Raw genomic sequence first — 24,284 nt, 5'->3', positions numbered from 1 at the left:
AAAGAGAAAAGTAAGCGAGAAACCCCAAACTAGAAGCTAATAGGCAGGTGGAGGAGAGAAAACTGGGCGTGTGGGGTAAGAAACGAGAGGAAAAACCCATGGCGTGGGTTTGGGGAGAGAAAAGCAAGTGAGACAACCCAAACCGGAAACTAATAGGCAGGTGACGGAGAGAAAACTGGGCGTGAGGAGTGGAATGCGAGCGGAAAAACCCACGATGTGGTGACACCCGGGGTAGAGGAAAGCAAACGAAAAAATGACAGAGAAAGTTGTCAAAATATATTGACAAGAAAACTTGTCATATGCTATATATAGATCGTGCACAAATGACAAGAATAGTTGTCAAGTATAAAAAGAGTGAGTATAAATAACCGGGCAATGCAATTATGTAAGGGCGCGGAAGAATGGAGTGTGTGATATGGAGATTGGAACTGTAAAAGCGGATAAGAAGCTGAAAATCTATACGATCAAGGGTAAGCGTGTGGATAGAGAGGATTTCCAGCTGGGCGCCCATGTGGGCGAGGCAGTACCGATTGAGGCATCCAGTGAGAATATAAAAAAAGCTGTAGACAAGGCACTGGTAAGTAACGGAAAGGTGTGCGGCATTTATCAGGAGAAAAAACTGGTCGGAATATATGTGTTTGAGAGGATTGAGGATTATTTTATAGAAGCCGGAGAGACAGAAGCTATGGCAGGTGAACGGCGGATGGAGAGTCAGGAAGCTGTCAGGAAATTGAAAGAGATTTTTGAAGATAGTAAAGCTGCGATGAAGCTTATTTTATGGTATCTGCCGGATACGTTGTCCGACCAGAAAAATAAGATTGAGGATATGATCCGCAACTACATGAAAGGCTGTATGAGCGACGGATTCTGGGCTGGAATCGAGTGGGGAGATGAACTTGTTTACAAGAAGAATATGGATCCAAAGGAGAAAAAGAATGTTGCATTCGGATATCTTCTTGGGGCTGTTGTCGGGTTCACTGTTGGCTGGATGGCAATGGATAATCTTGCTTTTGGAATCTGCTATGCAGTGATATTTTCAAATCTGTACGGAAACATGATTTTTGGAGGAGTGAAAAATAAAAAGGTGTGGGAAACCTTTGTGTTTGTGAATCCGAAATATCATGGTGGAGAGGAGAATCACGATGCCACTGAATAATCATTTGAAGGAATACCGGTCGAAGCTCGGAGTCAATCAGCAGGAGATGGGTGCTTTGGTGCAGACATCGCGCCAGACAATCAGTCAGATTGAACGTGGCGATTATTCGCCGTCGGTCACATTAGCGTTGAAGCTTGCAAAAGCATGCGGCGTGACTGTGGAAGATATCTTTGAATATACGGAGGGTGCGGAAGATGAGTAAAGATAAGAAAACGAAGGAAAAATCAACAAAAAAGGCATTAATCATTTTGATTTCCGCGTTGGCAATTTGTTTTCTGGCGGGATATATTGTAGGTAAAATCATGGGAAAGGTAGAAAAGACGCAGAGTTTCGACGCGGTTGTTACAGCAATCCGAGCATTTGCGTTTGATGCGATTCCGATACTTTTCGCGGTTGTATCGTTTCTTGGATGCTTGCTTCCGGTAATCGCGTATACAAGATGTAGTGCATTATATAAACAGTTACAGAAAGATCGTGAAAATGATGATCTGTGGGATACATTGGAGGATAAGTTGAATGTACCGATGATCATGTCAAACATTTTTTCGATTATAGAGCTTTGTCTGTTTTTCTGCTTCTTATATGATGTAGAAAAAGGATATGGAAAAGTGAGCGGATATCAGTCCGCGATGTGGGTGATTGCTGTTGCGTTGTTCGTGATAACGATGGCAATTGAGATTCTGATTCCGAAACTTACTGTTGATATTGAGAAAAAGTTAAATCCGGAAAAACGTGGAAATGCATTAGACTTCCAGTTTCATAAGGTGTGGATGAGTTCTTGTGATGAAGCAGAACGGTTGATTGTGTACCGTGCAGGGTATCAGGCATTTTTGAGCACAAATGTGGTATGCCTGATCTTGTGTATTGTCATATTTATCTTTACATTTTTGTTTAAGACAGATATTATGGGATTTGTATATGTATGTATGATTCTGCTTGTGAACAATGTAAGTTACATGATGCGTGCAGCGAAGCTGGAGCGACGCAGATAACACTGCAAGCTGGATATTGCTGAACTAGAAGCGGCTACGCTGGAATTGGAGAAGACATGTGTTTACGAAGGAAATAACGGAAGCAGAGTAAAGATTGAAGATGGAGGAAACGAATATGGGAATGAATTCAATTGATGCAGAAGATGATCAGTTTGCATATCGGTATGATACGCAGTTGCTGATCGACCGGAGAGATAAGGATTTGGATGAGGATGAAATTGCAGATTATATCACGGATCATATCGAGGGAAACAGCTTGATCGCGGCTGGAGACGAGGATCTGGTGAAGATTCATTTTCATACAAATGAGCCTTGGAAGGTGCTGGAGTATTGCAGTACAGTTGGCGAGATCTACGATATTGTTGTCGAGGATATGATCCGTCAGTCAGCAGGACTGCAGGGATAGATGCCGATAGGAGAAAACAATGACAGGAAAATTGAAGATATGTAATTTTGGTAAAAACATGCTGCAGATATTTTATGTGACAACATTGCTTGCAGCCATCTATCTGATTCTTGGGTTTTGCGGATTCTATGAGCGATGGTTTGCGAATGGTCCGGCAGGAATTACGGTAGAGAAAAAATACTGGCTGATCCGTCTGTGTATTATCTTCCTGGTTGAGATTACGATATTCTGGATTGGAATGATCAGCGTGTATCTGACATCACAGCAGCTGGGAATCCGCTGGCGTGTGTTGGGGCTTATATGTGGCTGGATTCCGATTGCGCATCTGGTGATGCTGCATATCATTATCCGGACGGTAAGACGGGAAGTAAAGTTCGAGAAGCTGCGTGCGAAGCGAAATGCTGCGCGGGCAGATAAGCAGATATGTAAAACAAAATATCCGATACTTATGGTGCATGGCGTGTTCTTCCGGGATTTTGAACACCTAAATTACTGGGGCAGAATACCGGCGGAGCTTACGGAAAATGGTGCGAAGATCTATTACGGAAACCATAACAGTGCCGCGGCTGTGCGGGACAGTGCAAAGGAATTAGAGACACGTATCAGGCAGATTGTCGAGGAAACCGGCTGTGAGAAGGTAAATGTGATCGCGCATTCCAAAGGTGGACTTGATACGAGAGCGGCAATCGCACTTACTTCCGCAGGAGATTATATTGCGTCACTTACGACAATCAACACGCCACACAGAGGCTGTGAATTTGCCGATTATTTATTAGACAATATTCCGGAGGCACAGCAAAAGGCGATTGAAAAAGCATACAACGTAGGGGCGGAAAAGCTTGGAGATACGAATCCGGATTTCATGGCAGCCGTCCATGATCTCACTTCTACAAACTGTGCGGAATTTAATGAAGAGGCAAAGGATGCACCGGGGATTTATTACCAGTCTTTTGGCTCGAAATTGAACCGTCCATCATCCGGACGATTCCCGCTCAATCTGTCGTATCTGCTTGTTAAGCGGTTTGACGGACCGAATGATGGTCTGGTTGGAGAGAAGTCTTTTGCGTGGGGAGAAGACTACCAGTTCCTGACTGTAAAGGGCAAGCGGGGAATTTCACACGGCGATGTGATCGACTTGAACCGCGAGGATATTCCGGGATTTGATGTACGGGAATTCTATGTGCAGCTTGTATCAAAGCTTAAAGAACGAGGGTTGTAGAAACGGGAGAAAACGTCTGATTTTAACTTTGGCCCCGTTGGGTACGAAGTTAGTTAAGAAAAAAGAATGTGGAATATCAAAAACAAAGGGGAACGAGAAATCGTTCCCCTTTACCATTTTCCTGATTAGATTCTGGTTCGATAATTTCTTACCGATCTGCAATCGGTGTATATGCACGGTTTTCCGCGATCGATTTGTAAGCCGGGCGGATGATCTTGTTTACGTTGATGAGCTCCTCAATACGGTGGGCGCTCCAGCCGGCGATACGGGCGACTGCGAACATCGGTGTAAAGAGTTCTTCCGGCAGATCAAGCATGGTGTATACGAAACCGCTGTAGAAATCGACATTCGGGCTTACACCTTTATAGATCTTGCGCTTGTCTGCGATGACTTCCTTCGCAATCTCAGCGACATCCATATACAATTTGTATTCTTTCTCTTTGTGCTTTTCCTCAGATAGTTTTCCGACAAAGGTCTGGAATACATTCGCACGTGGATCGGAGATGGAATATACGGCATGTCCCATTCCGTAGATCAGTCCGGAACGGTCGAAGGCTTTCTTGTCCAGAATATCGCACAGATACTGGCGGATTTCATCTTTATCATCCCAGTCACGGACGTGCTCTTTCAGATCGTCAAACATACGCTTTACCTTGACATTGGCGCCGCCGTGCTTTGGCCCCTTTAAAGAACAGAGAGAAGCGGCGACCGAAGAATAGGTATCCGTACCGGAGGAAGTAACAACGTGTGTTGTAAATGTGGAGTTGTTACCACCGCCATGCTCCGCATGGAGTACGAGCGCTAAGTCGAGCACCTTTGCCTCGGTATCGGTATAAGATTTATCCTGACGCAGGAGGCGCAGAATATTCTCGGCAGTGGAAAGCTCCGGCTTTGGCTTGTGGATATAGAGTCCCTTCCCAAGCTCGTAGTGGCGGTATGCCTGATACGAGTACACGGCAAGCGCCGGGAAATTCGCAATCAGCTCAATGCTCTGACGAAGGACGTTCGGAATGCTGACATCCATGGCGTTTGTATCGTAAGAACTGAGTGTGAGGATATTTTTCGCAAGAGCATTCATGATATCGGGTGTCGGTGTTTTTAATATAATGTCTCTTGCAAAATAATGTGGCAGCTTCCGGTAGGAACCGAGCAGCGTGTTGAAATCTGCAAGCTCTTTTTTGTTCGGCAGCTCACCGAAGAGCAGAAGATAGACAGTTTCTTCAAAACCAAAACGTTTCTCGGAAGTAAAGCCTCTGACCAGATCATAAATGTTAATTCCCCGGTAGTAGAGCTGGCCGTCGATTGGTATGGTGACACCGTTTACCTCCTCGGAGGAGATGATTGTGGAGATCTCTGTAAGGCCTGTCAGAACTCCTTTACCATCTAAATCACGCAACCCGCGCTTTACCTGATATTTTGTATACAATTCGGGATCAATCACATCGTGGCTTTCACATAATTTTGCCAAACGCTCGAACTCCGGTGTGACTGCTGAAAATTCCTGTTGATTCATATATTCACTTCCTTATCTGATTTGTTAATGATGCATTGCAGACGCTGAAACCAGCAAATGTAACAATGCAATAAGTACATGCTGATAGACAATGACACAGTCTGATAATTGCACATATATGATATATGCGAATTTTATGCTATATGTTTATCGCGGTTTGCGATAACTTGTATACTAGCATACTATAATTTCAATATTTTGGCAAACCATTTCCCGTGAACAAATTGTGAAAATTATACAAAAAATGTAAATTGAATATAAAATATACGAAAAAAACAGCATAATTGGATGCATACCGAATGGTAAAATAGGGGATTTTATAGGTTTTTAATGAAAAATTTCAGAAATTCCGGAAAAGTTATTGAAAATTTTTATTAGGTATATTAGAATAACAAAGATACTGAATGTATTTAATTTCGAATGTATATGTTATTTTAGGAGGATAATTATGGAAGCAAGTGATTTCAGAAATGGTGTGACTTTTGTATGTGATGGTCAGCCTTGTCAGGTAATAGAGTTTCAGCATGTAAAGCCGGGTAAGGGTGCTGCATTCGTTCGTACAAAGTATAAGAATATTATCACAGGTGCAATCAGAGAGACAAGTTTCAACCCTACAGCAAAGTTCGATTCTGCATATATCGAGCGTAAGGATATGGATTACTCTTACAGAGATGGTAACCTGTATTACTTCATGGATCAGGAGACATTCGAGATGATTCCTGTCGATGAGAGCGTAGTTGGTGACGCTATGAAGTTTGTTAAGGAAGGCATGACATGTAAGATTTCTATCTACGAAGGAAATGTATTTGCAGTAGAAGGTCCTGATTTTGTAGAGCTTGAGATTACAGAGTGTGAACCGGGTGTAGCAGGAAATACAGCTACAAACGCTACAAAGCCATGTACAGTTGAGACAGGTGCAACATTGAATGTTCCTCTGTTTATCAACCAGGGTGAGATTATCAAGATCGATACACGTACAGGAAAGTATCTTTCAAGAGCAAAGTAATTTAAAAATTACGAATTGAATCAGAATGATCAAAGGCACGTTCCGTTTCGGAGCGTGCTTTTTTGTGTAATATGCCGCCATGCAGAAATTGTGCGATCTGCAATCCGGATAAAATCAAAAATTTACAATCATATATTTCCGCATCCCGCATATATATATGGTAGGGGTGAATGCTGTGAAAAATGAAATCTTGAAATTACTCCCCCCTTGTATTCGGTACATAATCAATCAGATTGACATAGATTATAATTCCCTGATAGAGCTTCGGTTCCGGATCTGCGAGCCGTTGATACTGGTTTTTGTGCAGGGAGAATATTTTGTGCAGAATTGTGGGGGACTGACACTCGATCGAAAAAAAGCATATCGTGTAACTGCGGATGATATCCGGGGGATTATTGATGCAGTGACCGATTACTCGTTGTATGCATATGAGGATGAAGTGAGACAGGGGTTTGTGACAGTGTGTGGCGGGCATCGCGTCGGCGTTGCCGGTCAGGTTGTATTGGAGCATGGGAGAGTAAGAAACGTGAAGCATATATCGTTTATTAATATTCGGGTATCCCATCAGATCAAGGGCTGTGCGACTTGCCTGCTGCCATATGTGATCAAGGATGGCAGGTTGTTGCACACACTGATCATATCGCCGCCGGGATGTGGAAAGACGACAATCTTGCGGGATCTGGTGCGGCTGATATCGGATGGGAACAGTTATTGCAGAGGGATGAATGTCGGCGTGGTGGACGAACGCTCAGAGCTTGCCGCCTGCTACATGGGAATTCCGCAAAATGATGTCGGACTCCGCACGGATATCTTAGATGGGTGTCCCAAGGCGGAGGGGATGTTGATGTTGCTTCGGTCGATGAGTCCGAAGGTGATTGCGGTCGATGAGATCGGCAGCCGGGAGGATATTGATGCAATTTCCTATGTCATCAACTGTGGCTGTGGGATTCTGGCGACAATCCATGGCGACTCGATCGATGATATCCGGACGCGTCCGGTGCTTCGGAAGCTGGTCGAGGAGAAGGTGTTTGAACGTTACATCGTGCTTGGACGAAGTGCGGGCATCGGAACGGTGGAGTCGATTTTTGACGAGAGGGGAAATGAGCTATACATTGGTTCGCTGTCGGTTGCAAACTGATTGGAATCATCTGTGTGCTTGGTGGCTGTGTGACAATGGGAATCTTGCGCGCGATGGCAATTCGCAGGCGTGTAAAGGAAATGCAGGAATACGCCCGCGTGCTTTCCGTTGCCACGGCGGAGCTTCGGTATCGGAGAGATATTCTGGCACAGGTATTTGTCCGTGTTGCAAAAAAATGCCGCCAGCCATATGCCGCGTGGCTGTCAGAGCTTTCACAGGCACTCATGGAGGCGCAGCAGAGACAGGCATATTCTTATACGGAAGTGGCTGCCGATTTTGATCAGATCTGGATAGAACATGCAGACAAGCTGTATGAGAGTTCCGGTCTAAAACAAGAGGATATGGAATATATATATAACCTGGGACAGACTATCGGATATCTGGATGTACAGGCACAGGAAGAGGGACTGGCATTGCTGCAGGCAGATCTGGGACGGCATATTCGGGAGTTGGAGGCAGAGGCAAAAGATCGTATGCGATTGTCGCTTGTGGTGGGAAGTGTCGCAGGTGTGTTATTGATTATAATCTTGATTTAGCAGATGCAGGGGAATGGAAATGACGATTCAGTTGATTTTTAAAATTGCAGCCGTTGGAATTGTCGTGGCACTCATCAATCAGGTATTGAAGCATTCTGGCAGGGACGATCAGGCATATCTGGTGAGCCTTGCAGGTCTGATTATCGTACTGACGTGGATTATTCCCTATGTCAATCAGCTGTTTCAGGACATCAACACATTGTTTGGATTTTAAGGGGGCAGAGTATGAATCTGGGAGTGACGATGGTATTTGCAATCGTGGCGGTAATCTTGGCGTTGTCCTTGAAATCTAAAAATCCAGAGTACAGCACATTTATCAGTGTGGCGGTGTGCCTTGTGCTGTTATTTATCTGCGTGTCGCGGATGCGTGTGATGCTTTCAGGTATTGAAGTCTTGACGGACAAGATCCGGATGGACAGTACCTATCTGGTGATCCTGGTCAAGCTGATCGGGATCGCCTATATCTGTGAGTTTGCGGCGAGTATCAGCAAGGATGCCGGATACAGTGCGGTTGCATCCCAGATTGAGCTGCTTGGAAAGCTTACGATGCTGGTCGTGTCGCTTCCGGTTTTCATGCAGGTCGTGCAGACGGTACTGTCGTTGATCAATTGATGGAGGAAACCGCCGAATGAATCCGCGAACCACACATACAACTACATATTTCACTTGCAGATGGCTGGTAGTGGTACTGGCCATTTTCTTTTTTGTGGATATCCATGTACTGCCTGCGCGGGCGCAGGAACTGCCAGAAACCACGACAGAAACTACACAGGAGCTGGATGGACAGGCAACTACGATAGAAGCCACACAAGAGCAGAGTGGACAGGTAGCCACGACAGAAACAACACAGGAATCATACAATTCTCAGACAATAACAGAATCAGGACAGCAGACGAATGTGATTTATGACTCCATCTTCGATGAACTGAATCTGGATGAGGTGGAGCGTGCGTTGCAGCAACAGGGCATTCAGACGGCTATGCCAATTACGGAGATGGTAAAAAAACAGGTGGAGGGTGACAATAAGTCGGTGTTATCGGCATTGCTTGCGACAATCAGCAGCGTTTTTTTCGGCGAGCTGTCGCAGAACAAAGGGCTGCTCTTAGAGTTGGTCGGTATCGTCCTGATCGGAAGCATCTTTGTGAATCTGTCGAACTCCTTTGCGGGAGGGTTTATCAGTGAAAATGGATTCTATATTACTTATATGCTGATGACATCGCTGTTGCTGACGTCCTTTTCGATGGCGTATTCGATTACACTTGCGGCACTCGACAAGGTGCTCGTTGCAGTACGGCTGTTAGTTCCGGCGTTTCTGCTTGTGTTGCAGTTTATCGGACATGCTACGACGGCAGGCGGCACATACAATCTCGTTTTGGTCGGAATCTGGCTGATACAGGCGGTGATTATCCGGCTGGTGCTGCCGCTCATTGAATTCTATGTAATCGTGGCACTTGTGAACAACCTGCAAAAAGAGGACAGCTTCTCGAAACTGTGTGAGCTTGTGCAGAGCCTGATCAAATGGATTTTGCGGACGATCATCGTCGTAGTGATCGGATTAAATGTGATCAAGGGCTTGCTGGAGCCGCAGATGGACATCCTTGGGAAAACGGCGGTGAACCGGGCATTAACTGCGATTCCGGGAAGCGTCGTATCGGTGCTTGCAGGCACCTATCTTGCGTGTGGCATGATCGTAAAAAATAGTATCGGTATCACAGGTATCCTGATTCTGTCCGGCATCTGTCTGATTCCGATCATCAAGCTTTTCTTGCTGATGTTTACGGTGCGGATCACAACCGCGCTGATTCAGCCGATGGGCGATAAGCGGTATGTGGATGGCACGACGGCGCTGGCAAATGGAATCGGCATGCTGATGCAGGCGCTGGCAAGTGCACTCGTTTTATTTATCATAACTCTCGCGATCATGTCGGGGGCAACGAATGGAATAGGAGGGTAGCTATGCTGTTTGGCTGGATGAAAAGTCTGATCTTTTATCTATTGCTCGCAACGATTGTGACGCATATGGCGCCGTCCAATCAATATAAGCAATATATCCGGTATTTCATTGGACTGGTCGTGATTGTGCTGCTTGCAAGTCCGCTCAAATTCCTGTTTGAATTTGGAAGCGGAGATCTGCAGGAATTGTTGCAGGAGATCGAGCATGTGGAAGGACAGGAGTCCGTCGCAGGAGTCGGCGGAAGCATCACGGATTATTATGGTATGGGCATCCGGGAGGGACTCAAAAAAGAACTTCAAGGTTATTCGGTTGAGGATGTTGCGATCATAACGGATGCCGGTGGAGAGCTATTGCAATGCACGATTTACATAAGTGAGGCAAAGGCAACAGAAGAGATGGAAAAAGAAATAAAAAAATACATTTCGGATGTCTATAATCTGGAGGATGCTCGTATATATGTAGTAAGACGGTGAGAATATGGAGTGGAAATTTAAGAAAAATGAAAAATGGAACAAGGTAATTCTGGTTGTACTGTGCGGGATTTTACTGCTTGTGATCGTGATGCCGCAGAAGACGGTGCAGACCGCGGTGGGGCAGACCGGATCTTCGTCTGACACAACCGCTTCCTATGAGGTGCGTCTGCGGGAGCTGCTTGCGGATACCTACGGTGCGGACATGGTTGACGTATTGATCTATGCAGGGGATCGCACACAGACGTATTATGGATCTGACGGCACAGAGACGATCACGGGCGTGTTGATCACAATTAAAAAGGAAGCGGTCACAGGTACCACGATTGCAGATATTACCTTGGCGGTATGCGCGCTTTTTGATCTGCCGGCACATAAGGTGGCGGTTTTGGTAAAAAATTAGGGAGGTTTTTATGAAGAAAAAAACCATGAAACGAAACCAGATTATTATCGGGGCACTTACCGTGTTGCTTGGTGTGGCAGGCTACATAAATTTCTCCGGCAATAAACTGGATTTGGCACCGGGCGAGCTGGAACCGACTGAATCTGCCTTTGCAGAGGAGCAGACGGAGACAGATGCAAAACCAGCGGAGATTGTGTCCGGCGAGCTGACGGTCTCTGATGTTCCGGAGGATGAGTATATCGAGCTGAACTCGGAGGAGGAAAAAATCGGGGAAGCAGTGCTGACCTCAGCAAATGCGGCAAATAATTTCGTGTCAATCAAATTAAACCGGGAGCAGAGCCGCAGCCAGAACAAGGAGACATTGCTGGAGATCATCAACGGGGATGGCATGGATGCACAGGCGGTACAGGCAGCCACCGATGCATATGTGAAGCTGACTGAGGATGCGGAGAAAGAACAGGAAGCAGAGTCAATCCTTGCGGCAAAGGGCTTCGGAGAAGCGATCGTGTCGATTGGCGATTCTGGCGTGGATGTTATCTTAAATTGTACCGATCTGCCGGATGAAAAACGGGCACAGGTCGAGGATGTTGTAACAAGAAAGACCGGATGTACGGTGGACGCAATCGTCATCACACTGGCACAGTAATAAAATTGTAGAAATCAGCAGAAAGCCTTGCACAGTTGCAAGGCTTTTTAGTTGCATAATATGCATAAATTGGGTATAATATTTTACATATGCAATGAAATAAAGTAGGAAGGATAAGATAAGGAGGCAATTATGAGCGATATGATAAATGAAGAAGAAAAAATTGGTAAAATCAGTATAGCAGACGGCGTGGTGGCATCCATCGCCGGGATTGCAGCCATCGAGGTAGAAGGTGTTTCCAAGCTGACTGGAAATATCTCGAAGGAGCTTGTTGCAAAGCTTGGTAAGAAGAATCTTGCCAACGGTGTGAAGGTAGAGATCACAGATGGAAATGTAGTCGTAGATGTTTCATTGGAAGTTGAATATGGTACAAGCATCAAGAAAGTATCCGAGGGCGTGCAGGAGAAGGTAAAGCAGGCAATCGAGAATATGACCGGACTGCATGTGCGCGTGGTAAATGTTGTCGTATCCGGCATCAAGATGAATAAAGAGTAAGGCGGTTAATTATGACAAGACGAAGCATACGAGAAAATATTTTTCTGATCGTATTTAAGGCAGAATTCAACAATCAGGAAGAGATGGAAGAACAGATCCGTTATTCAATCAGTAAGATCGAAGAACCGGAAGAAGATCCGGAGGATGTTGCGATAACAGAAACGGGAAAGGTAAAAGAGGGGGATCTTGCCTACATTGCAGACAAGTCCCACAAGATTCTTTCCATGCTTCCGGCACTCGATGAGAAGATCAGCGAGATCTCTGATGGCTGGCAGATCGGCAGACTGGGCAAGCCGGAACTTGCAATCCTGCGTCTGGCACTCTATGAGATGCTCTATGATGAGGAAGTTCCATTCCGCGTAGCGATCAATGAGGCGGTAGAACTGGCAAAGAAATACTGTAATCCAGATGCAAGCGGATTTATCAACGCAGTATTGGCGAAGGTTGAGGAACCATGAGAGTAGAAAATGGAAAGAAAGTATTTTCTGTCCGGGAAGTCAATTCGTATATTGGCAATATAATAAAAAATGATTATCTGTTAAAAAACATCTGTTTTGAAGGGGAAGTGTCAAGCTTCAGCAAAGGTCCGACCGGGCATCTGTATATCACACTCAAGGATTGTACAGCTCCGGGCGATCTGCCAGAGGGCGCGCCGTACAACGGAATCCTGCGTGTGAATGTGTGGAAAAGTGTCGCGGCAAAGCTCAATCTGACGACGGTCAAGCAGGGCGATATCCTGATTGTGAAGGGAAGCTGCTCTATCTATGATGCGAAAAGTGAGTACAGTGTGAATGCCGTGTCTGTACAGCGGCGTGAAGAGCGTGGCTGGCATGGCGAAGCTTATGCAGAGCTGAAACGCAGACTGGGACAGGAAGGTATCTTCGATACGGCGATCAAGAAGCCGATTCCGAAATATCCAAGGGCAGTCGGCGTCGTGATCTCCATAGGTACGAATGCGTATAAGGATATTATGAGCGTATCACATCGGCGGAATCCCTATGTGCAGATGATCGTCTGTGATGCGCGGGCGCAGGGCGAAAATGCGCGCGAGCTGATCGTGCAGGGTATCCGCAGACTCGACAGATTGGGCGTGGATACGATTATCATTGGACGAGGCGGTGGATCGAGGGAAGATCTGGAGGTCTTTGACGATGAGGCAGTTGTCCGTGCAATCTATGAGGCGAAGACGCCGATCATATCTGGAACTGGACATGAGGGTGATACATCGCTGGCAGATGATGCGGCAGATCTGCGTGTCGAGACGCCGACGGCAGCAGCAACTGCAGCCGTTCCACTGATCGATGATATTTTACGGACAATCGAGCTTCGGCTGCGGACAATGAATTATCACGTGGCAAATAAGAAACAGAATTATCAGGCACGTCTGGATTCCTGTGAGCGGGAATTACGGCTCCGGATGCAGGGACGTCTGCAGGAGAAAGAGACAAAGCTGCAGATGTATATGCAGCAACTGGCAGCACTGAATCCGAGAGCAAAACTCGAAAAGCAGCAGGAGAAGCTGAAGCAAAGCAGAGAACGACTTGAAAACCGGATCCAGCTTAAGTTTAAAGAATATGAACATCAACTGCATCTGCTGTTAACAAGACTGCATGGCAACGCACCGACAGCCAAGCTGGTAGGTGGGTTCGGATATCTTGAATCAGAGGGAAAGCCTGTAATGTCAGCGGGACAGATGCAGGCAGGCGATCCGCTTCATGTTACTCTGCATGATGGCAGAATCCATGCGACGGTCGTTTCTGTGGAAGCAGATACAAATGGTGTACAAGGAGAATAAAACAACATGGCAGAAAAAAAGAAGGAATTAAACATAGAGGAAGCATTTGCCAGATTGGAAGAGATCAACAAGCTTCTGGAAAATCCCGATACAAATCTGAAAGACTCCATGACGTTATATGCAGAGGGCGTGGAGCTTGCGAATGCCTGTAAGGAAGAACTTGCAGGTGTGGAAAAGGAGATAAAGATATTAGATGAAGTATGATGCCAAGGCAATTGAAGAGATGATAGAGGCGTATCTGCCGGAGGAGACCGGACATCAGAAAACTGTGCTGGCTGCGATGAATTATGCGGTAAAAGCAGGCGGCAAACGGCTGCGTCCGATGATGCTCCGTCTGTGTTATGAGATGTTTGCAAAGGAACCGCAGGAGGCACTGGTGCGCCCATTTATGGCGGCAATGGAGATGATCCATACATATTCCCTTGTGCATGATGATCTTCCGGCGATGGACAACGACGCGCTACGCCGGGGACTTCCGACCGTGCATGTCAAGTTTGGTGAGGATATGGCGATTTTAGCCGGAGATGCATTGTTAAACTTTGCATTTGAAACTGCGTGTCAGGGATTTGCGGTGAAGCCGGGCGATGCCAATGTGGAGAAGGCATTTGCGGTGCTTGCAAAAAAAGCTGGTATCTATGGTATGGTTGGCGGACAGGTGCTTGATGTGGAGCGTGCCGGACTTCCGATGGATGAAGATCAGCTTGCGTTTATCTATGAGAATAAGACAGGCGCGTTGATCGCGGCGGCATGTATGTGTGGTGCATATCTTGCTGGTGCAGATGATGCGGTTGTCGCACAGTTAGATGAGGCCGCCTATGCAGTCGGGTTTGCGTTTCAGGTGCAGGATGATATCTTAGATCTGGTCGGGGACGAGCAGTTGCTTGGCAAACCATTACATTCGGATGATAAAAACCATAAGGTGACCTATGTGACATTGCACGGAATGGATGCTGCAAAGCAGTACGTGGAAGAAATGTCCGAGAAAGCGATCCGTATATTGGAGAATATAAAAGCGTGGGATGAGGGGGCAAAAGCGGATATGATCGCGCTTGTAAAAAGCTTGATCAACCGGGACCATTAACCTGATCGCATAAGCATATTTATGACAGGTAAAGGCAAATGCATATGTTAGAGAAGATAACAAAAGAAAACGATATTAAGCAGATAGAAAGACAGGATTATCCGGCACTGGCAGCAGAGATCCGGGATTTTCTGATTGAGAAAGTAAGTATACATGGTGGGCATCTGGCGTCCAATCTTGGTACGGTGGAGCTTACGATGGCACTGCATGCAGTGATGAATTTCCCAAAAGATAAGCTGATCTTTGATGTCGGACATCAATCCTATACACATAAGATCCTGACCGGAAGAAAGGATGCGTTTGAGACACTGCGGCAGTACGATGGCTTAAGCGGGTTCCCAAAACGCAACGAGAGTCCGTGCGATGCGTTTGACACCGGACACAGTTCGACTGGTATCTCAGCGGCGATGGGGTATTCAATCGCCAGAGATCTGTGCGGCGGGGATGAGAAGGTCGCCGTTGTGATTGGTGACGGATCACTGACCGGAGGTATGGCGTATGAAGCGTTAAACGGGCTTGCGCAGTTGAAAACCGGGTGTGTCGTTGTCATTAACGACAACAATATGTCGATCGGTAAAAACGTCGGCGGTCTGTCCAAGTATCTGAATGAAATCCGGCTTGGAAATGCGTACAATGAGTTAAAAACCGGTGTGGAAAGCAGTCTGATGGGGTCAAAAACCGGAAAGAAGATTGCGAAGGTACTGAAGCGCTCGAAGGATAATATCAAACAGTTTTTTGTGCCGGGCATGTTTTTCGAGGAGCTTGGAATCACGTATGTCGGACCAATTGACGGACATGATATCAATCAGATGATCACGACATTTCAGCATGCATTCCGGCTGGATAAACCGATTATTATTCATGTGAAGACGAAAAAAGGAAAAGGCTATGGCTATGCGGAGCGGCACCCGGATTATTTCCATGGGATTGCGCCGTTTGACCGGATATCCGGTAAGGTGCTTGCCGCGAAAAAGACAAGCTGTTACACCGATATTTTTGCGAAGAAGATGGTGAAGCTTGGAGAGACACATGAGGATGTTGTAGCGATCACGGCTGCGATGGCACAGGGAACCGGACTGGTACGATTTGAAGAGGCGTACCCAAAGCGGTTTTTCGATGTGGGAATTGCAGAACAGCATGCGGTAACTTTTGCTGCTGGTATGGCTGCCGCAGGTATGGTGCCTGTCGTGGCAATCTATTCTTCGTTCCTGCAGCGTTCGTATGACCAGATTCTACATGATGTGTGCTTGCAGAAGCTGCATGTGATTTTGGCGATTGACCGTGCCGGTCTTGTCGGACAGGATGGAGAGACGCACCAGGGTATCTATGATCTGGCGTATCTGTCGCATATGCCGCATATGATCGTACTGGCTCCGAAGAACCGGTATGAGTTGGAGGCAATGCTTGATTATGCCTATGCATATGATGGACCGATTGCAATCCGGTATCCAAGAGGCAGTGCGTATAAGGGACATGCGGATATTCAGACGCCGATTGTCTATGGAAAGAGTGAAGTGATACAGGAGGCATCTGGCGTGGCAGTGTTCTCCTGTGGACATATGATGGAGGAAGCAGACCGCCTTGTGGAACGGTTAGAGGCGAAGCAGATTCCTGTGACACTGGTCAATGTGCGGTTCCAGTCGATGCTTGATACGGAGCTTTTAGACCGGCTGATGAAGACGCATACCGTCTTTGTAACATTGGAGGATACGATCATGCAGGGCGGATATGGCGAGAAGCTGCATGCGTATCTGGCAGAGAAAAACAGTCCGGAACAGTATACATTTATCAGCGGAGCGATTCCACTTCTGAGTGTGCCACAGGGAACAATTCCGGAGTTAAGGCACCATATGCAGATCGATGCAGAGGGACTGGCAGAAAAGATTGTACCGTGTTATAAGAAACATTTGAAATAGAAATAATATAGAGGAAGAACGATGGAGAAGCAGAAGAAACAGCGGCTGGATGTATTGCTTGTGGAGAAAGGACTGGCGCCTTCGAGAGAGAAAGCAAAAGCAATCATTATGGCGGGAATTGTATATGTAGATGGCAACAAAGAAGATAAGGCTGGGACGACATTTCCAGAGAACGCGGTGATCGAGGTAAAGGGGAAAACTCTGCCGTATGTGAGCCGCGGCGGTCTGAAGCTGGAAAAGGCAATGCAGAAATTCCCGATCACACTGTCTGGCAAAGTCTGCATGGATGTCGGTTCTTCGACCGGCGGATTTACAGATTGTATGTTGCAAAACGGAGCGACAAAAGTCTACGCAATCGATGTCGGACATGGACAGCTTGCGTGGAAGCTTCGCAATGACGAGCGGGTAGTCTGCATGGAAAAGACGAATATCCGTTATGTTGTGCCGGAGGATATTGACGAGCTGGCAGCATTTTCTTCGATTGATGTATCGTTTATCTCGTTGACGAAGGTTTTGCTTCCGGTGAAGAATCTTCTGACGGAGGATGGACAGGTGGTCTGTCTGATCAAGCCGCAGTTTGAAGCCGGACGGGAAAAGGTAGGAAAAAAGGGCGTTGTGCGTGACCGCGCTGTCCATGAAGAGGTGATCCGCATGGTGATGGACTATGCCTCTTCGATTGATTTTTATCCGCTGGCACTGGATTTTTCTCCGGTGAAGGGACCAGAGGGAAATATTGAGTATTTATTATTCTTATCCAAGAATAAACAAGATCAGGAAATCGTGGATGCTTCATCCATTGATATAAAAGCAGTTGTTACAGCTTCACATGATACGTTAGATAAGGAACCGGGCAATGAATAAGTTTTTAATCGTCGCAAATACTGACAAAGACATCAATTTAAAACTTTCGCAGGATATCGTTGCGTACATCAGGGAAAAAGGTGCGCAGGCGGTTGTGGTGAGCGATGAGCAGCACTACAATGGCACGACGATCAAGCCCGAATACATGGGAGGCGTAGAGGCTGTGATCGTGCTTGGCGGGGATGGAACGATGCTCCGTGCAGCACACAGCATTGGAACCTATGATGTTCCACTTATGGGCGTCAATCTCGGAACGCTTGGTTTTTTAACTGAGGTGGAAGAGTCAAACGCATATAAAGCAATCGACCGTCTGCTGGCGGACGATTACAGCATAGAAAAACGGATGATGATTGAGGGACGCAAGGGAGAGACATCCTTTTCCTGCCTGAACGATGTGGTGATCACACGTGCAGGATTTTCCCGGATCATTGGTCTGAATATCTATGTAAATGAGCAGTTGTTAGACACGTATGAGGCAGATGGTGTGATTGTGGCGACGCCGACTGGTTCGACCGGATATAATTTGTCCGCCGGTGGACCGATCATCAGCCCGAAATCCAAGGCAGTCGTTGTGACACCGATTTCTCCGCATTCGCTTACCTCCAAGAGCGTCGTGTTTGACAGTGCAGACCGTATACGGATCGAGGTTGTCAAGAAACGGAGAACACAGGAGACAGAAGCAATCGTTTCCTTTGACGGAGCAGACAATATCGAATTATCTGCGGGTGAGAGCGTGGAAGTGACCTGCTCGAAGCGTGAGATCCGATTGATAAAAATGTATGATGTCAGCTTTTATAGTGTACTTCGGGAAAAAATAGGAGGCGCTTAACATGAGTAAGCAGAGACGCCAGCAGGCATTGCTGGAATTGATATCGGAATATGAGATAGACACGCAGGAAGAGCTTACCAGACGTTTACAGGCACTTGGATTTGAGACAACACAGGCAACTGTATCGAGAGATATACGGGAATTGAAACTGGAAAAAGTTTCCTACGGAAGTGGGAAGCATCGTTATGCTGCAAGTCTGGAACCTGATACCGGAACACATGCATCCTATCAGCATGTGATGGCATCGTGTATTCTTTCGATTGAAGCCGCACAGAATATTATTGTAGTCAAAACTGTATCCGGTATGGCGATGGCGGTTGGTGCTGCAATCGACAATCTGTCGGTGGAAGGCATTATGGGATGTATTGCAGGCGATGATACGCTGTTTCTGGCGATCAAAGATGGGCAGCAGGCAGAACATATAATTGGAGAGATAAAAAAATGTTGTTGACAATGCACATAAAAAATATAGCGCTGATCGAGGAGATTGACATTGATTTTCACGAGCAGCTGAATATTCTGACCGGAGAGACGGGTGCTGGTAAATCTATTATCATTGGATCTCTGGGAATCTGTCTGGGCGGTAAATTCCCGAAAGAACTGTTGCGGGATGACACAAAGGATGGACTGGTCGAGCTTGTATTTTCGGTTGACCAGCCAGCAATTGTGGAAGCGCTTGAGAAGCTGGAGGTGACACCGGATGAGGACGGTACTTTGCTGATATCCCGGCGGTTATCGCCGAATGGCAGAACCGTCAACCGGGTAAATGATACGACGGTGACGATTACGCGGTTAAAAGAAATCGCATCGCTTCTGATCGATCTGCATGCACAGCATGAGCAGCAGACACTGTTAAAGCCAGCAAAGCATCTAGAGATACTCGATCGTTTTGGCGGGGAGGATATCCAGAAGTTGAAAAAACAGGTGCAGGAAGATTATCATATCTACCGGGAACTTGAAGAAGAAAAGAAAAAAGGCAGCATGGACGAGGCAGAGAAAAACAAACGCATGGATTTTCTGCAGTATCAGATTAAGGAAATCAAAGATGCGAAGCTGGTCGATGGCGAGGATGTCCAGTTGGAACGGCAGTACAAGAAGGCGGTCAATGCAAAGGAAATCCTGCAATATGCAAACGACATCTATGCACTGACCGGATATGGAGCTACTTCTGCGGGAGAACAGCTAGGACGTGCGATCAAGGATATGCGCAGACTCACGGAACTGGACGAGGAGCTTGCCGATGCGGCTGGTATCTTAGAGGATGCCGATGGTCTGCTGTCAGACTTTAATCGTGAGATCAGTGAGTATATGAAGGATATGGAGTTTGATGAAGGACAATTTCGTGAGATGGAAAGTCGTCTGGATCAGATCAATTCCTTAAAGGCAAAATACGGAAATTCCATTTCCCAGATTTTGGAAAGCCTTGCAGCTTTCGAGAAAGAATATGATGCTCTTTCTGGCTATGAGGAGCATATGCAGGAGATTGAGGCACAATGGAAGAAACAGACGGCGAAGCTTGAAGAGAGCTGCCGGGTATTATCCGAGCACAGACGGGCACTTTCGGAAAAGCTTTGTAAGAAGATCCGGGAGTCCTTGGAGGATATGAACTTTAATATGGTCCGGTTTGAGATGCGGTTTGAGACATCCCCGAATTATTCTGCAAATGGCTACGATGATGCGTGCTTCTATATCTCGACGAATGTAGGTGAAGCGATGCGTCCGCTGCATGAGGTTGCATCCGGTGGTGAACTGTCGCGAATCATGCTGGCAATGAAATCCTGTCTTGCAAATCAGGACGACACACCGACACTTGTCTTTGATGAGATCGATGTCGGTATCAGTGGCAGAACCGCACAGAAGGTGGCAGAGAAGATGTCGATCCTGTCACGGCAGCATCAGGTTATCTGTATCACGCATCTTTCCCAGATCGCAGCGATGGCAGATGCACATTATCTGATTGAAAAAAATGTGGAAAATGAGAAAACAATTTCCAGCATCCGGTTACTTTCAAAGGAAGAGGAAATTGAAGAACTGGCAAGACTCATCGGTGGTGCAAAAATCACGGAGACGACGATTCACACTGTGACCGAGATGAAAGGATTGGCAGAACAGGCAAAAATAAACTGAATTACATAGAATGAAATATTCGATACTAAGAGTACATGGAGGAATCTATGTACTCTTTTTTATAGCACAAATTATATGAAATAAAGCGATTTGAAATAAAGAAATGAAATCAGGAGAGGAGGAAACGATGTGAGAAAGTATCGAATCTTTTTAGTTGTACTGTTGCTGATAGTGCTTGGCATCTTAGGGTATCATAACCGGGAGTTCCTGTTCGCAAAGGGAGGAGATACAGATGTGGAGACGCAGGCGGATTCACTGCCGGTTGTATCAAGTGAAGGGGAGAACGAATGCATGGTCTGTCCGTCAGGAGAACCAGTTGGAATCTATGTGAAAACAAAAGGTGTAATGGTGATCGGCGTCAATTCGGTTGTGGACGAACAGGGAATCACATGCAATCCATGTGAGAATCTGTTGTCGCCGGGCGATTATGTAATGCGTATCAATGGACAGAGTGTGGACGATAAAAAATCAATGCTGGAACTGGTACAGCAAAGCGAAGGACACGAATTGCTGCTTCGTGTCTGCCGGGAAAATGAGTACCGGACGGTGCGTGTAACACCGGTAAAGAAAAAGGATGGCAGCTATGCGCTTGGACTCTGGGTAAAGGATGATATTTCCGGAATCGGAACAATCACCTATACAGATGGAGAACGGTTTGCTGCACTTGGACACAGCATCAACGACAACGACACAGGAATTATGTTCCGCGTGTCCGATGGCGCGGTGTATGAGACGACGATCGTGCGCATCAAAAAGCCGGAAGCGGATAAGCCGGGACGACTGGAGGGCATCATCAATTATACCGGACGGTATGTGATCGGGCGCGTGGAGGAAAATAGTGCCTTTGGTATTCACGGATACTTGACAAAACGACAGCAAAAGACACATACGCAGGACATCCAGGTGGCAGTTGGACGAAAATCAGAGGTGCATGTCGGAACCGCGTATCTGCTTTCGTCGGTATCCGGGGAGTCGAAACAATACGAAATCGAGATTGTGTCAGTCGATTCTGACAATGAGAACGGACGGTGTATGGAATTTAAGGTAACCGATTCGACATTGCTTTCTCTGACCGGCGGAATTGTGCAGGGAATGAGCGGCACACCAATCCTGCAGGATGGCAGGCTGATCGGGGCAGTGACACATGTATTTGTCAACGATTCGACACGAGGCTACGGCATTTTCATCGAAGAAATGATGCAGTAAAAAATGGGAAAAATTGACCGAAAATGCTGTCAATATTTACTGTCGCAACTTGCGTTTTATTATGTATTGCCCTCGCAAAATAATGAAACTATAATGTCTTTGATATCAAGATTAGAGGGGGATAGTTTTATGAAGACAAAAGTGCTTATCATAAAACATGATACAAAGGCAGCGACGGAATTAAGACAGCAGCTTGCAAAGAATAAGGATATTTGCGTGTGCGATATTATTTCAGACGGCGGAAACGCAGTTTCGGCAATTCGCGCACAAAATCCAAATGTCATTTTGCTGGATTTCCTGTTGCCGAATCTGGATGGACTGGCAGTGATGGAAGAGGTCGACGGATGGGGAACCCGTGGATACCGCTTCCTGTTGCAGGGGAATGCCAGTCAGATTCGATTTGCACAAAATACATGCCGGGGAAATGTTGATCATATTTTCGTCCGTTTTATCGATGAAGAATATAATGATCTTGATCTGGAAAAGGAAATCCTGACCTTAGCGCGTGGCAAACAGACGGGGATGAGTATCTGCCAGCCGGAGGATGCAGGAGAAGAACTGCAGACAAAGCTCGAAGTAAAGGTTACGGAAATCATTCATGAGGTAGGCGTGCCAGCACATATCAAGGGATACCAGTATCTGCGCAGCTCTATCCTGATGGCAGTACAGGATATGGATATCCTCGATTCCATCACGAAGCAGCTCTATCCTTCGATTGCAAAGGCATACGCAACGACACCATCCCGTGTGGAACGTGCCATCCGGCATGCCATTGAGGTGGCATGGAGCAGAGGTAATTCCGACACGATGCATGAGCTATTTGGATATACATTGCAGCAGGGAAAGCTGAAGCCGACGAACTCGGAATTTATAGCACTTATCGCCGACAAAATACGACTCGAATCGAAGATGAAAAGCGCGTAGACAAAATTATCCACAAAAAGAAAATTTCTGTGGAAATGCGCTTGACAATGGTATTTTGAAATTATATCATCTTCCTATGGTTAATTTTGATTGATAGGAGGTTGGTTCCAAGAAGGGGAGGATAATATGAATACGGAGAGAATCAGGGTGATGATTGCGGACGCCGGGTATGAGATGCTTGGCCGGCAGTTAGAAGCCTATAATGGGGAGAGATTCGATATCGTTTGCTGTACAGCGGATGGAAATGAGGTGTATGATCAGGTGCTGCAGGCACAGCCGGATGTGTTGCTGATGGATGTGTTCATTACCAACGTAGACGGACTGGAAGTATTAGAGCAGCTGCGGGAGAATCCGTCATTGACGGAGCTGAAGATTATTTTTCTGTCGACCGTGGGATCGAGCCGGATCATCAATATGGCATTTAATCTGGGTGCCGATTATTATATGATGAAGCCTTGTAATCCGAAGGTACTGGCAAAACGAATTATACAGATTGCAGACTTTGCAAAGGTTGGGGAGCCGATGGAAGGATGCGAAGATGAGGATACCAAACTGCCAGCCAACAATGTGTATGACTATGGTATGCATACGATGGAGAACGACGTAACGGAGATCATCCGTGAGATCGGTATTCCAGCGCATATCAAAGGATATCAGTACATACGTGAGGGCATCATGATGGCAGTCAATGATATGAATATGCTCAATTATATAACGAAGCTGTTGTATCCAAGTATAGCGAAAAAATACAAGACGACGTCCAGCAGTGTGGAGCGTGCCATCCGTCATGCGATTGAAGTGGCATGGGGAAGAGGCAAGATCGAAGTCATCGAGGATATGTTTGGCTATACGGTGAGTGCAGGAAAAGGAAAGCCGACGAATTCCGAGTTTATTGCCCTGATCGCGGACAAGCTGAGGATTGAGTATAAAATGCATGCAAGCTAAAAAATAAAATCCATGCAAAAGTTACGAAAGGAGATAAAGACGTGGCAACGGAAGGAACAAGAGAAGGTGGTTCCAGCATGAACAGAGGACAAGGAAAATATTTTGATCGGGAGAAACGACCAGGTGGAGGAACAAGATTCCAGAAATCCGATCGTTCCGGCGCACCGCGAGGTGACCGACAGGCAGGTGGAGACAGACCACCGCGTGGAAACGGAAACCGATCATACGGTGACAGACCATATGGAGACAGACCACCGAGAAATGAGCGTCCAAACCGAAACTACGGAGGTGCTCCTAAGTTTCCGAAAAAGGATGAGGATGAGGAAGACAGAGGCAGAAGAAGCAAGCCATCCCGTCCAAAGGAGAGTAAGCCTACGATCGCAATTCCGGACAAAAATAAGGTCCAGATGCGCTTAGAAAAGGAACAGAAATCGGTTAAGAAGAAGCAGAACAACAAAAAACGGGAATCCAGTCGTCCGCAGCCAAAGCAGAAGCGGTCAAGCAATATCAATTATACGAAGAACTATGCCAATGGCGCGTATGATGATTATGAGGATTTTGATGATTGGGAATAAAAAGGCAGGCACCATACAGCAGTTTGTATGGTGCCTTTTTGCGTGCTGGTATGTAGTGGTTTTACTTGTCTTGGAGAAATGAATGTGATAT

At 46.4% G+C, this 24,284-nt stretch carries 29 protein-coding genes; 28 read left to right on the top strand and 1 reads right to left on the bottom strand.

The window, feature by feature from the left end; all coding sequences use genetic code 11:
* The first annotated feature begins 415 nt into the window (after positions 1 to 415).
* From AAAT93_RS07930 to AAAT93_RS07910, 5 genes are all read left to right on the top strand, one after another.
* A complete protein-coding gene (locus AAAT93_RS07930; protein ID WP_227572914.1) occupies positions 416 to 1,156 on the top strand; it encodes a hypothetical protein in 741 nt (246 codons plus the stop codon).
* Positions 1,143 to 1,358, top strand: a complete 216-nt coding sequence (locus AAAT93_RS07925; protein ID WP_117781281.1) for a helix-turn-helix transcriptional regulator — start codon at positions 1,143 to 1,145, stop codon at positions 1,356 to 1,358. Before AAAT93_RS07930 ends, AAAT93_RS07925 begins: the two co-directional genes overlap by 14 nt.
* Positions 1,351 to 2,148, top strand: a complete 798-nt coding sequence (locus AAAT93_RS07920) for a DUF3169 family protein (protein WP_227572913.1) — start codon at positions 1,351 to 1,353, stop codon at positions 2,146 to 2,148. Before AAAT93_RS07925 ends, AAAT93_RS07920 begins: the two co-directional genes overlap by 8 nt.
* Before the next feature lie 115 nt (positions 2,149 to 2,263).
* Positions 2,264 to 2,554 carry a hypothetical protein gene (locus AAAT93_RS07915; RefSeq protein ID WP_021985014.1) on the top strand — a complete coding sequence of 97 codons (291 nt, stop codon included), beginning with the start codon at positions 2,264 to 2,266 and terminating at the stop codon, positions 2,552 to 2,554.
* Between the two features lie 58 nt (positions 2,555 to 2,612).
* Entirely contained in the window at positions 2,613 to 3,773 is a 1,161-nt protein-coding gene (locus AAAT93_RS07910) for an esterase/lipase family protein (protein WP_227572912.1), read from the top strand.
* Between the two features lie 148 nt (positions 3,774 to 3,921).
* Here the strand turns inward: AAAT93_RS07910 and AAAT93_RS07905 are convergent, their stop codons facing one another.
* Complete coding sequence (locus AAAT93_RS07905; RefSeq protein WP_021985012.1) at positions 3,922 to 5,286, bottom strand: citrate/2-methylcitrate synthase; 1,365 nt, start codon at positions 5,284 to 5,286, stop codon at positions 3,922 to 3,924.
* Positions 5,287 to 5,731: 445 nt separating this feature from the next.
* Between AAAT93_RS07905 and efp the strand changes: the two genes are divergently transcribed.
* From efp to AAAT93_RS07790, 23 genes are all read left to right on the top strand, one after another.
* Positions 5,732 to 6,292, top strand: coding sequence for an elongation factor P (gene efp, locus AAAT93_RS07900; RefSeq protein WP_117780999.1), 561 nt, complete (start codon positions 5,732 to 5,734; stop codon positions 6,290 to 6,292).
* 175 nt (positions 6,293 to 6,467) lie between these two features.
* Positions 6,468 to 7,430 carry a stage III sporulation protein AA gene (gene spoIIIAA, locus AAAT93_RS07895; protein ID WP_227572911.1) on the top strand — a complete coding sequence of 321 codons (963 nt, stop codon included), beginning with the start codon at positions 6,468 to 6,470 and terminating at the stop codon, positions 7,428 to 7,430.
* 14 nt (positions 7,431 to 7,444) lie between these two features.
* Positions 7,445 to 7,966 (top strand): stage III sporulation protein AB, encoded by a 522-nt coding sequence (locus tag AAAT93_RS07890; protein WP_118734006.1) that lies wholly within the window; start codon positions 7,445 to 7,447, stop codon positions 7,964 to 7,966.
* A gap of 19 nt (positions 7,967 to 7,985) precedes the next feature.
* Positions 7,986 to 8,180, top strand: a complete 195-nt coding sequence (spoIIIAC, locus tag AAAT93_RS07885; RefSeq protein ID WP_021985008.1) for a stage III sporulation protein AC — start codon at positions 7,986 to 7,988, stop codon at positions 8,178 to 8,180.
* Positions 8,181 to 8,191: 11 nt separating this feature from the next.
* Positions 8,192 to 8,578 (top strand): SpoIIIAC/SpoIIIAD family protein, encoded by a 387-nt coding sequence (locus tag AAAT93_RS07880; protein ID WP_021985007.1) that lies wholly within the window; start codon positions 8,192 to 8,194, stop codon positions 8,576 to 8,578.
* A gap of 94 nt (positions 8,579 to 8,672) precedes the next feature.
* Entirely contained in the window at positions 8,673 to 9,920 is a 1,248-nt protein-coding gene (locus tag AAAT93_RS07875) for a stage III sporulation protein AE (RefSeq protein WP_227572910.1), read from the top strand.
* Positions 9,921 to 9,922: 2 nt separating this feature from the next.
* Positions 9,923 to 10,393 (top strand): stage III sporulation protein AF, encoded by a 471-nt coding sequence (locus tag AAAT93_RS07870; protein ID WP_021985005.1) that lies wholly within the window; start codon positions 9,923 to 9,925, stop codon positions 10,391 to 10,393.
* 4 nt (positions 10,394 to 10,397) lie between these two features.
* Positions 10,398 to 10,793, top strand: a complete 396-nt coding sequence (locus tag AAAT93_RS07865; RefSeq protein ID WP_021985004.1) for a stage III sporulation protein AG — start codon at positions 10,398 to 10,400, stop codon at positions 10,791 to 10,793.
* Positions 10,794 to 10,803: 10 nt separating this feature from the next.
* Positions 10,804 to 11,439 (top strand): SpoIIIAH-like family protein, encoded by a 636-nt coding sequence (locus tag AAAT93_RS07860; protein ID WP_021985003.1) that lies wholly within the window; start codon positions 10,804 to 10,806, stop codon positions 11,437 to 11,439.
* Between the two features lie 132 nt (positions 11,440 to 11,571).
* Positions 11,572 to 11,934, top strand: a complete 363-nt coding sequence (locus tag AAAT93_RS07855) for an Asp23/Gls24 family envelope stress response protein (RefSeq protein ID WP_021985002.1) — start codon at positions 11,572 to 11,574, stop codon at positions 11,932 to 11,934.
* An 11-nt stretch (positions 11,935 to 11,945) separates the two neighbouring features.
* Complete coding sequence (gene nusB, locus AAAT93_RS07850) at positions 11,946 to 12,392, top strand: transcription antitermination factor NusB (protein WP_021985001.1); 447 nt, start codon at positions 11,946 to 11,948, stop codon at positions 12,390 to 12,392.
* The gene (gene xseA / locus AAAT93_RS07845; protein ID WP_021985000.1) at positions 12,389 to 13,729 is read left to right on the top strand and encodes an exodeoxyribonuclease VII large subunit; all 1,341 of its coding nucleotides are present in this window, start codon (positions 12,389 to 12,391) and stop codon (positions 13,727 to 13,729) included. Before nusB ends, xseA begins: the two co-directional genes overlap by 4 nt.
* Positions 13,730 to 13,735: 6 nt before the next feature.
* A complete protein-coding gene (gene xseB / locus AAAT93_RS07840; RefSeq protein ID WP_021984999.1) occupies positions 13,736 to 13,933 on the top strand; it encodes an exodeoxyribonuclease VII small subunit in 198 nt (65 codons plus the stop codon).
* A complete protein-coding gene (locus tag AAAT93_RS07835; RefSeq protein WP_021984998.1) occupies positions 13,923 to 14,810 on the top strand; it encodes a polyprenyl synthetase family protein in 888 nt (295 codons plus the stop codon). Before xseB ends, AAAT93_RS07835 begins: the two co-directional genes overlap by 11 nt.
* Positions 14,811 to 14,848: 38 nt before the next feature.
* A complete protein-coding gene (gene dxs / locus AAAT93_RS07830; protein ID WP_118670817.1) occupies positions 14,849 to 16,726 on the top strand; it encodes a 1-deoxy-D-xylulose-5-phosphate synthase in 1,878 nt (625 codons plus the stop codon).
* A gap of 21 nt (positions 16,727 to 16,747) precedes the next feature.
* The gene (locus AAAT93_RS07825) at positions 16,748 to 17,587 is read left to right on the top strand and encodes a TlyA family RNA methyltransferase (protein ID WP_021984996.1); all 840 of its coding nucleotides are present in this window, start codon (positions 16,748 to 16,750) and stop codon (positions 17,585 to 17,587) included.
* On the top strand, positions 17,580 to 18,416 hold the full coding sequence (locus AAAT93_RS07820; protein WP_118670818.1) for an NAD(+)/NADH kinase: 837 nt from the start codon (positions 17,580 to 17,582) through the stop codon (positions 18,414 to 18,416). The genes AAAT93_RS07825 and AAAT93_RS07820 overlap by 8 nt, the downstream gene beginning before the upstream one ends.
* Position 18,417: 1 nt before the next feature.
* A complete protein-coding gene (locus AAAT93_RS07815) occupies positions 18,418 to 18,867 on the top strand; it encodes an arginine repressor (RefSeq protein WP_021984995.1) in 450 nt (149 codons plus the stop codon).
* A complete protein-coding gene (recN, locus tag AAAT93_RS07810) occupies positions 18,858 to 20,543 on the top strand; it encodes a DNA repair protein RecN (protein ID WP_021984994.1) in 1,686 nt (561 codons plus the stop codon). Before AAAT93_RS07815 ends, recN begins: the two co-directional genes overlap by 10 nt.
* A 129-nt stretch (positions 20,544 to 20,672) precedes the next feature.
* A complete protein-coding gene (locus tag AAAT93_RS07805) occupies positions 20,673 to 21,749 on the top strand; it encodes a SpoIVB peptidase S55 domain-containing protein (RefSeq protein ID WP_227572909.1) in 1,077 nt (358 codons plus the stop codon).
* A 129-nt stretch (positions 21,750 to 21,878) separates the two neighbouring features.
* Complete coding sequence (spo0A, locus tag AAAT93_RS07800) at positions 21,879 to 22,673, top strand: sporulation transcription factor Spo0A (protein ID WP_227572908.1); 795 nt, start codon at positions 21,879 to 21,881, stop codon at positions 22,671 to 22,673.
* Positions 22,674 to 22,799: 126 nt separating this feature from the next.
* Entirely contained in the window at positions 22,800 to 23,618 is an 819-nt protein-coding gene (gene spo0A / locus AAAT93_RS07795) for a sporulation transcription factor Spo0A (RefSeq protein WP_021984991.1), read from the top strand.
* Between the two features lie 41 nt (positions 23,619 to 23,659).
* On the top strand, positions 23,660 to 24,193 hold the full coding sequence (locus tag AAAT93_RS07790) for a hypothetical protein (protein ID WP_227572907.1): 534 nt from the start codon (positions 23,660 to 23,662) through the stop codon (positions 24,191 to 24,193).
* Positions 24,194 to 24,284 lie beyond the last annotated feature (91 nt).

Origin of the sequence: Coprococcus hominis (ex Arizal et al. 2022) (assembly GCF_040094675.1) — a bacterium.
GTDB classification, from domain to species: Bacteria; Bacillota; Clostridia; order Lachnospirales; family Lachnospiraceae; genus Coprococcus_C; species Coprococcus_C hominis.
Note: the sequence above shows the minus strand (reverse complement) of the source record. Positions and strands in the feature narration are given on the sequence as shown.

Coding starts and splice junctions, on each gene's coding strand:
- AAAT93_RS07930 (WP_227572914.1), top strand. CDS start 416: ATGGAGATTGGAACTGTAAAAGCGGATAAGAAGCTGAAAATCTATACG.
- AAAT93_RS07925 (WP_117781281.1), top strand. CDS start 1,143: ATGCCACTGAATAATCATTTGAAGGAATACCGGTCGAAGCTCGGAGTC.
- AAAT93_RS07920 (WP_227572913.1), top strand. CDS start 1,351: ATGAGTAAAGATAAGAAAACGAAGGAAAAATCAACAAAAAAGGCATTA.
- AAAT93_RS07915 (WP_021985014.1), top strand. CDS start 2,264: ATGGGAATGAATTCAATTGATGCAGAAGATGATCAGTTTGCATATCGG.
- AAAT93_RS07910 (WP_227572912.1), top strand. CDS start 2,613: ATGCTGCAGATATTTTATGTGACAACATTGCTTGCAGCCATCTATCTG.
- AAAT93_RS07905 (WP_021985012.1), bottom strand. CDS start 5,286: ATGAATCAACAGGAATTTTCAGCAGTCACACCGGAGTTCGAGCGTTTG.
- spoIIIAC (WP_021985008.1), top strand. CDS start 7,986: ATGACGATTCAGTTGATTTTTAAAATTGCAGCCGTTGGAATTGTCGTG.
- AAAT93_RS07880 (WP_021985007.1), top strand. CDS start 8,192: ATGAATCTGGGAGTGACGATGGTATTTGCAATCGTGGCGGTAATCTTG.
- AAAT93_RS07870 (WP_021985005.1), top strand. CDS start 9,923: ATGCTGTTTGGCTGGATGAAAAGTCTGATCTTTTATCTATTGCTCGCA.
- AAAT93_RS07865 (WP_021985004.1), top strand. CDS start 10,398: ATGGAGTGGAAATTTAAGAAAAATGAAAAATGGAACAAGGTAATTCTG.
- AAAT93_RS07860 (WP_021985003.1), top strand. CDS start 10,804: ATGAAGAAAAAAACCATGAAACGAAACCAGATTATTATCGGGGCACTT.
- AAAT93_RS07855 (WP_021985002.1), top strand. CDS start 11,572: ATGAGCGATATGATAAATGAAGAAGAAAAAATTGGTAAAATCAGTATA.
- nusB (WP_021985001.1), top strand. CDS start 11,946: ATGACAAGACGAAGCATACGAGAAAATATTTTTCTGATCGTATTTAAG.
- xseA (WP_021985000.1), top strand. CDS start 12,389: ATGAGAGTAGAAAATGGAAAGAAAGTATTTTCTGTCCGGGAAGTCAAT.
- xseB (WP_021984999.1), top strand. CDS start 13,736: ATGGCAGAAAAAAAGAAGGAATTAAACATAGAGGAAGCATTTGCCAGA.
- AAAT93_RS07835 (WP_021984998.1), top strand. CDS start 13,923: ATGAAGTATGATGCCAAGGCAATTGAAGAGATGATAGAGGCGTATCTG.
- dxs (WP_118670817.1), top strand. CDS start 14,849: ATGCATATGTTAGAGAAGATAACAAAAGAAAACGATATTAAGCAGATA.
- AAAT93_RS07825 (WP_021984996.1), top strand. CDS start 16,748: ATGGAGAAGCAGAAGAAACAGCGGCTGGATGTATTGCTTGTGGAGAAA.
- AAAT93_RS07820 (WP_118670818.1), top strand. CDS start 17,580: ATGAATAAGTTTTTAATCGTCGCAAATACTGACAAAGACATCAATTTA.
- AAAT93_RS07815 (WP_021984995.1), top strand. CDS start 18,418: ATGAGTAAGCAGAGACGCCAGCAGGCATTGCTGGAATTGATATCGGAA.
- recN (WP_021984994.1), top strand. CDS start 18,858: ATGTTGTTGACAATGCACATAAAAAATATAGCGCTGATCGAGGAGATT.
- spo0A (WP_227572908.1), top strand. CDS start 21,879: ATGAAGACAAAAGTGCTTATCATAAAACATGATACAAAGGCAGCGACG.
- spo0A (WP_021984991.1), top strand. CDS start 22,800: ATGAATACGGAGAGAATCAGGGTGATGATTGCGGACGCCGGGTATGAG.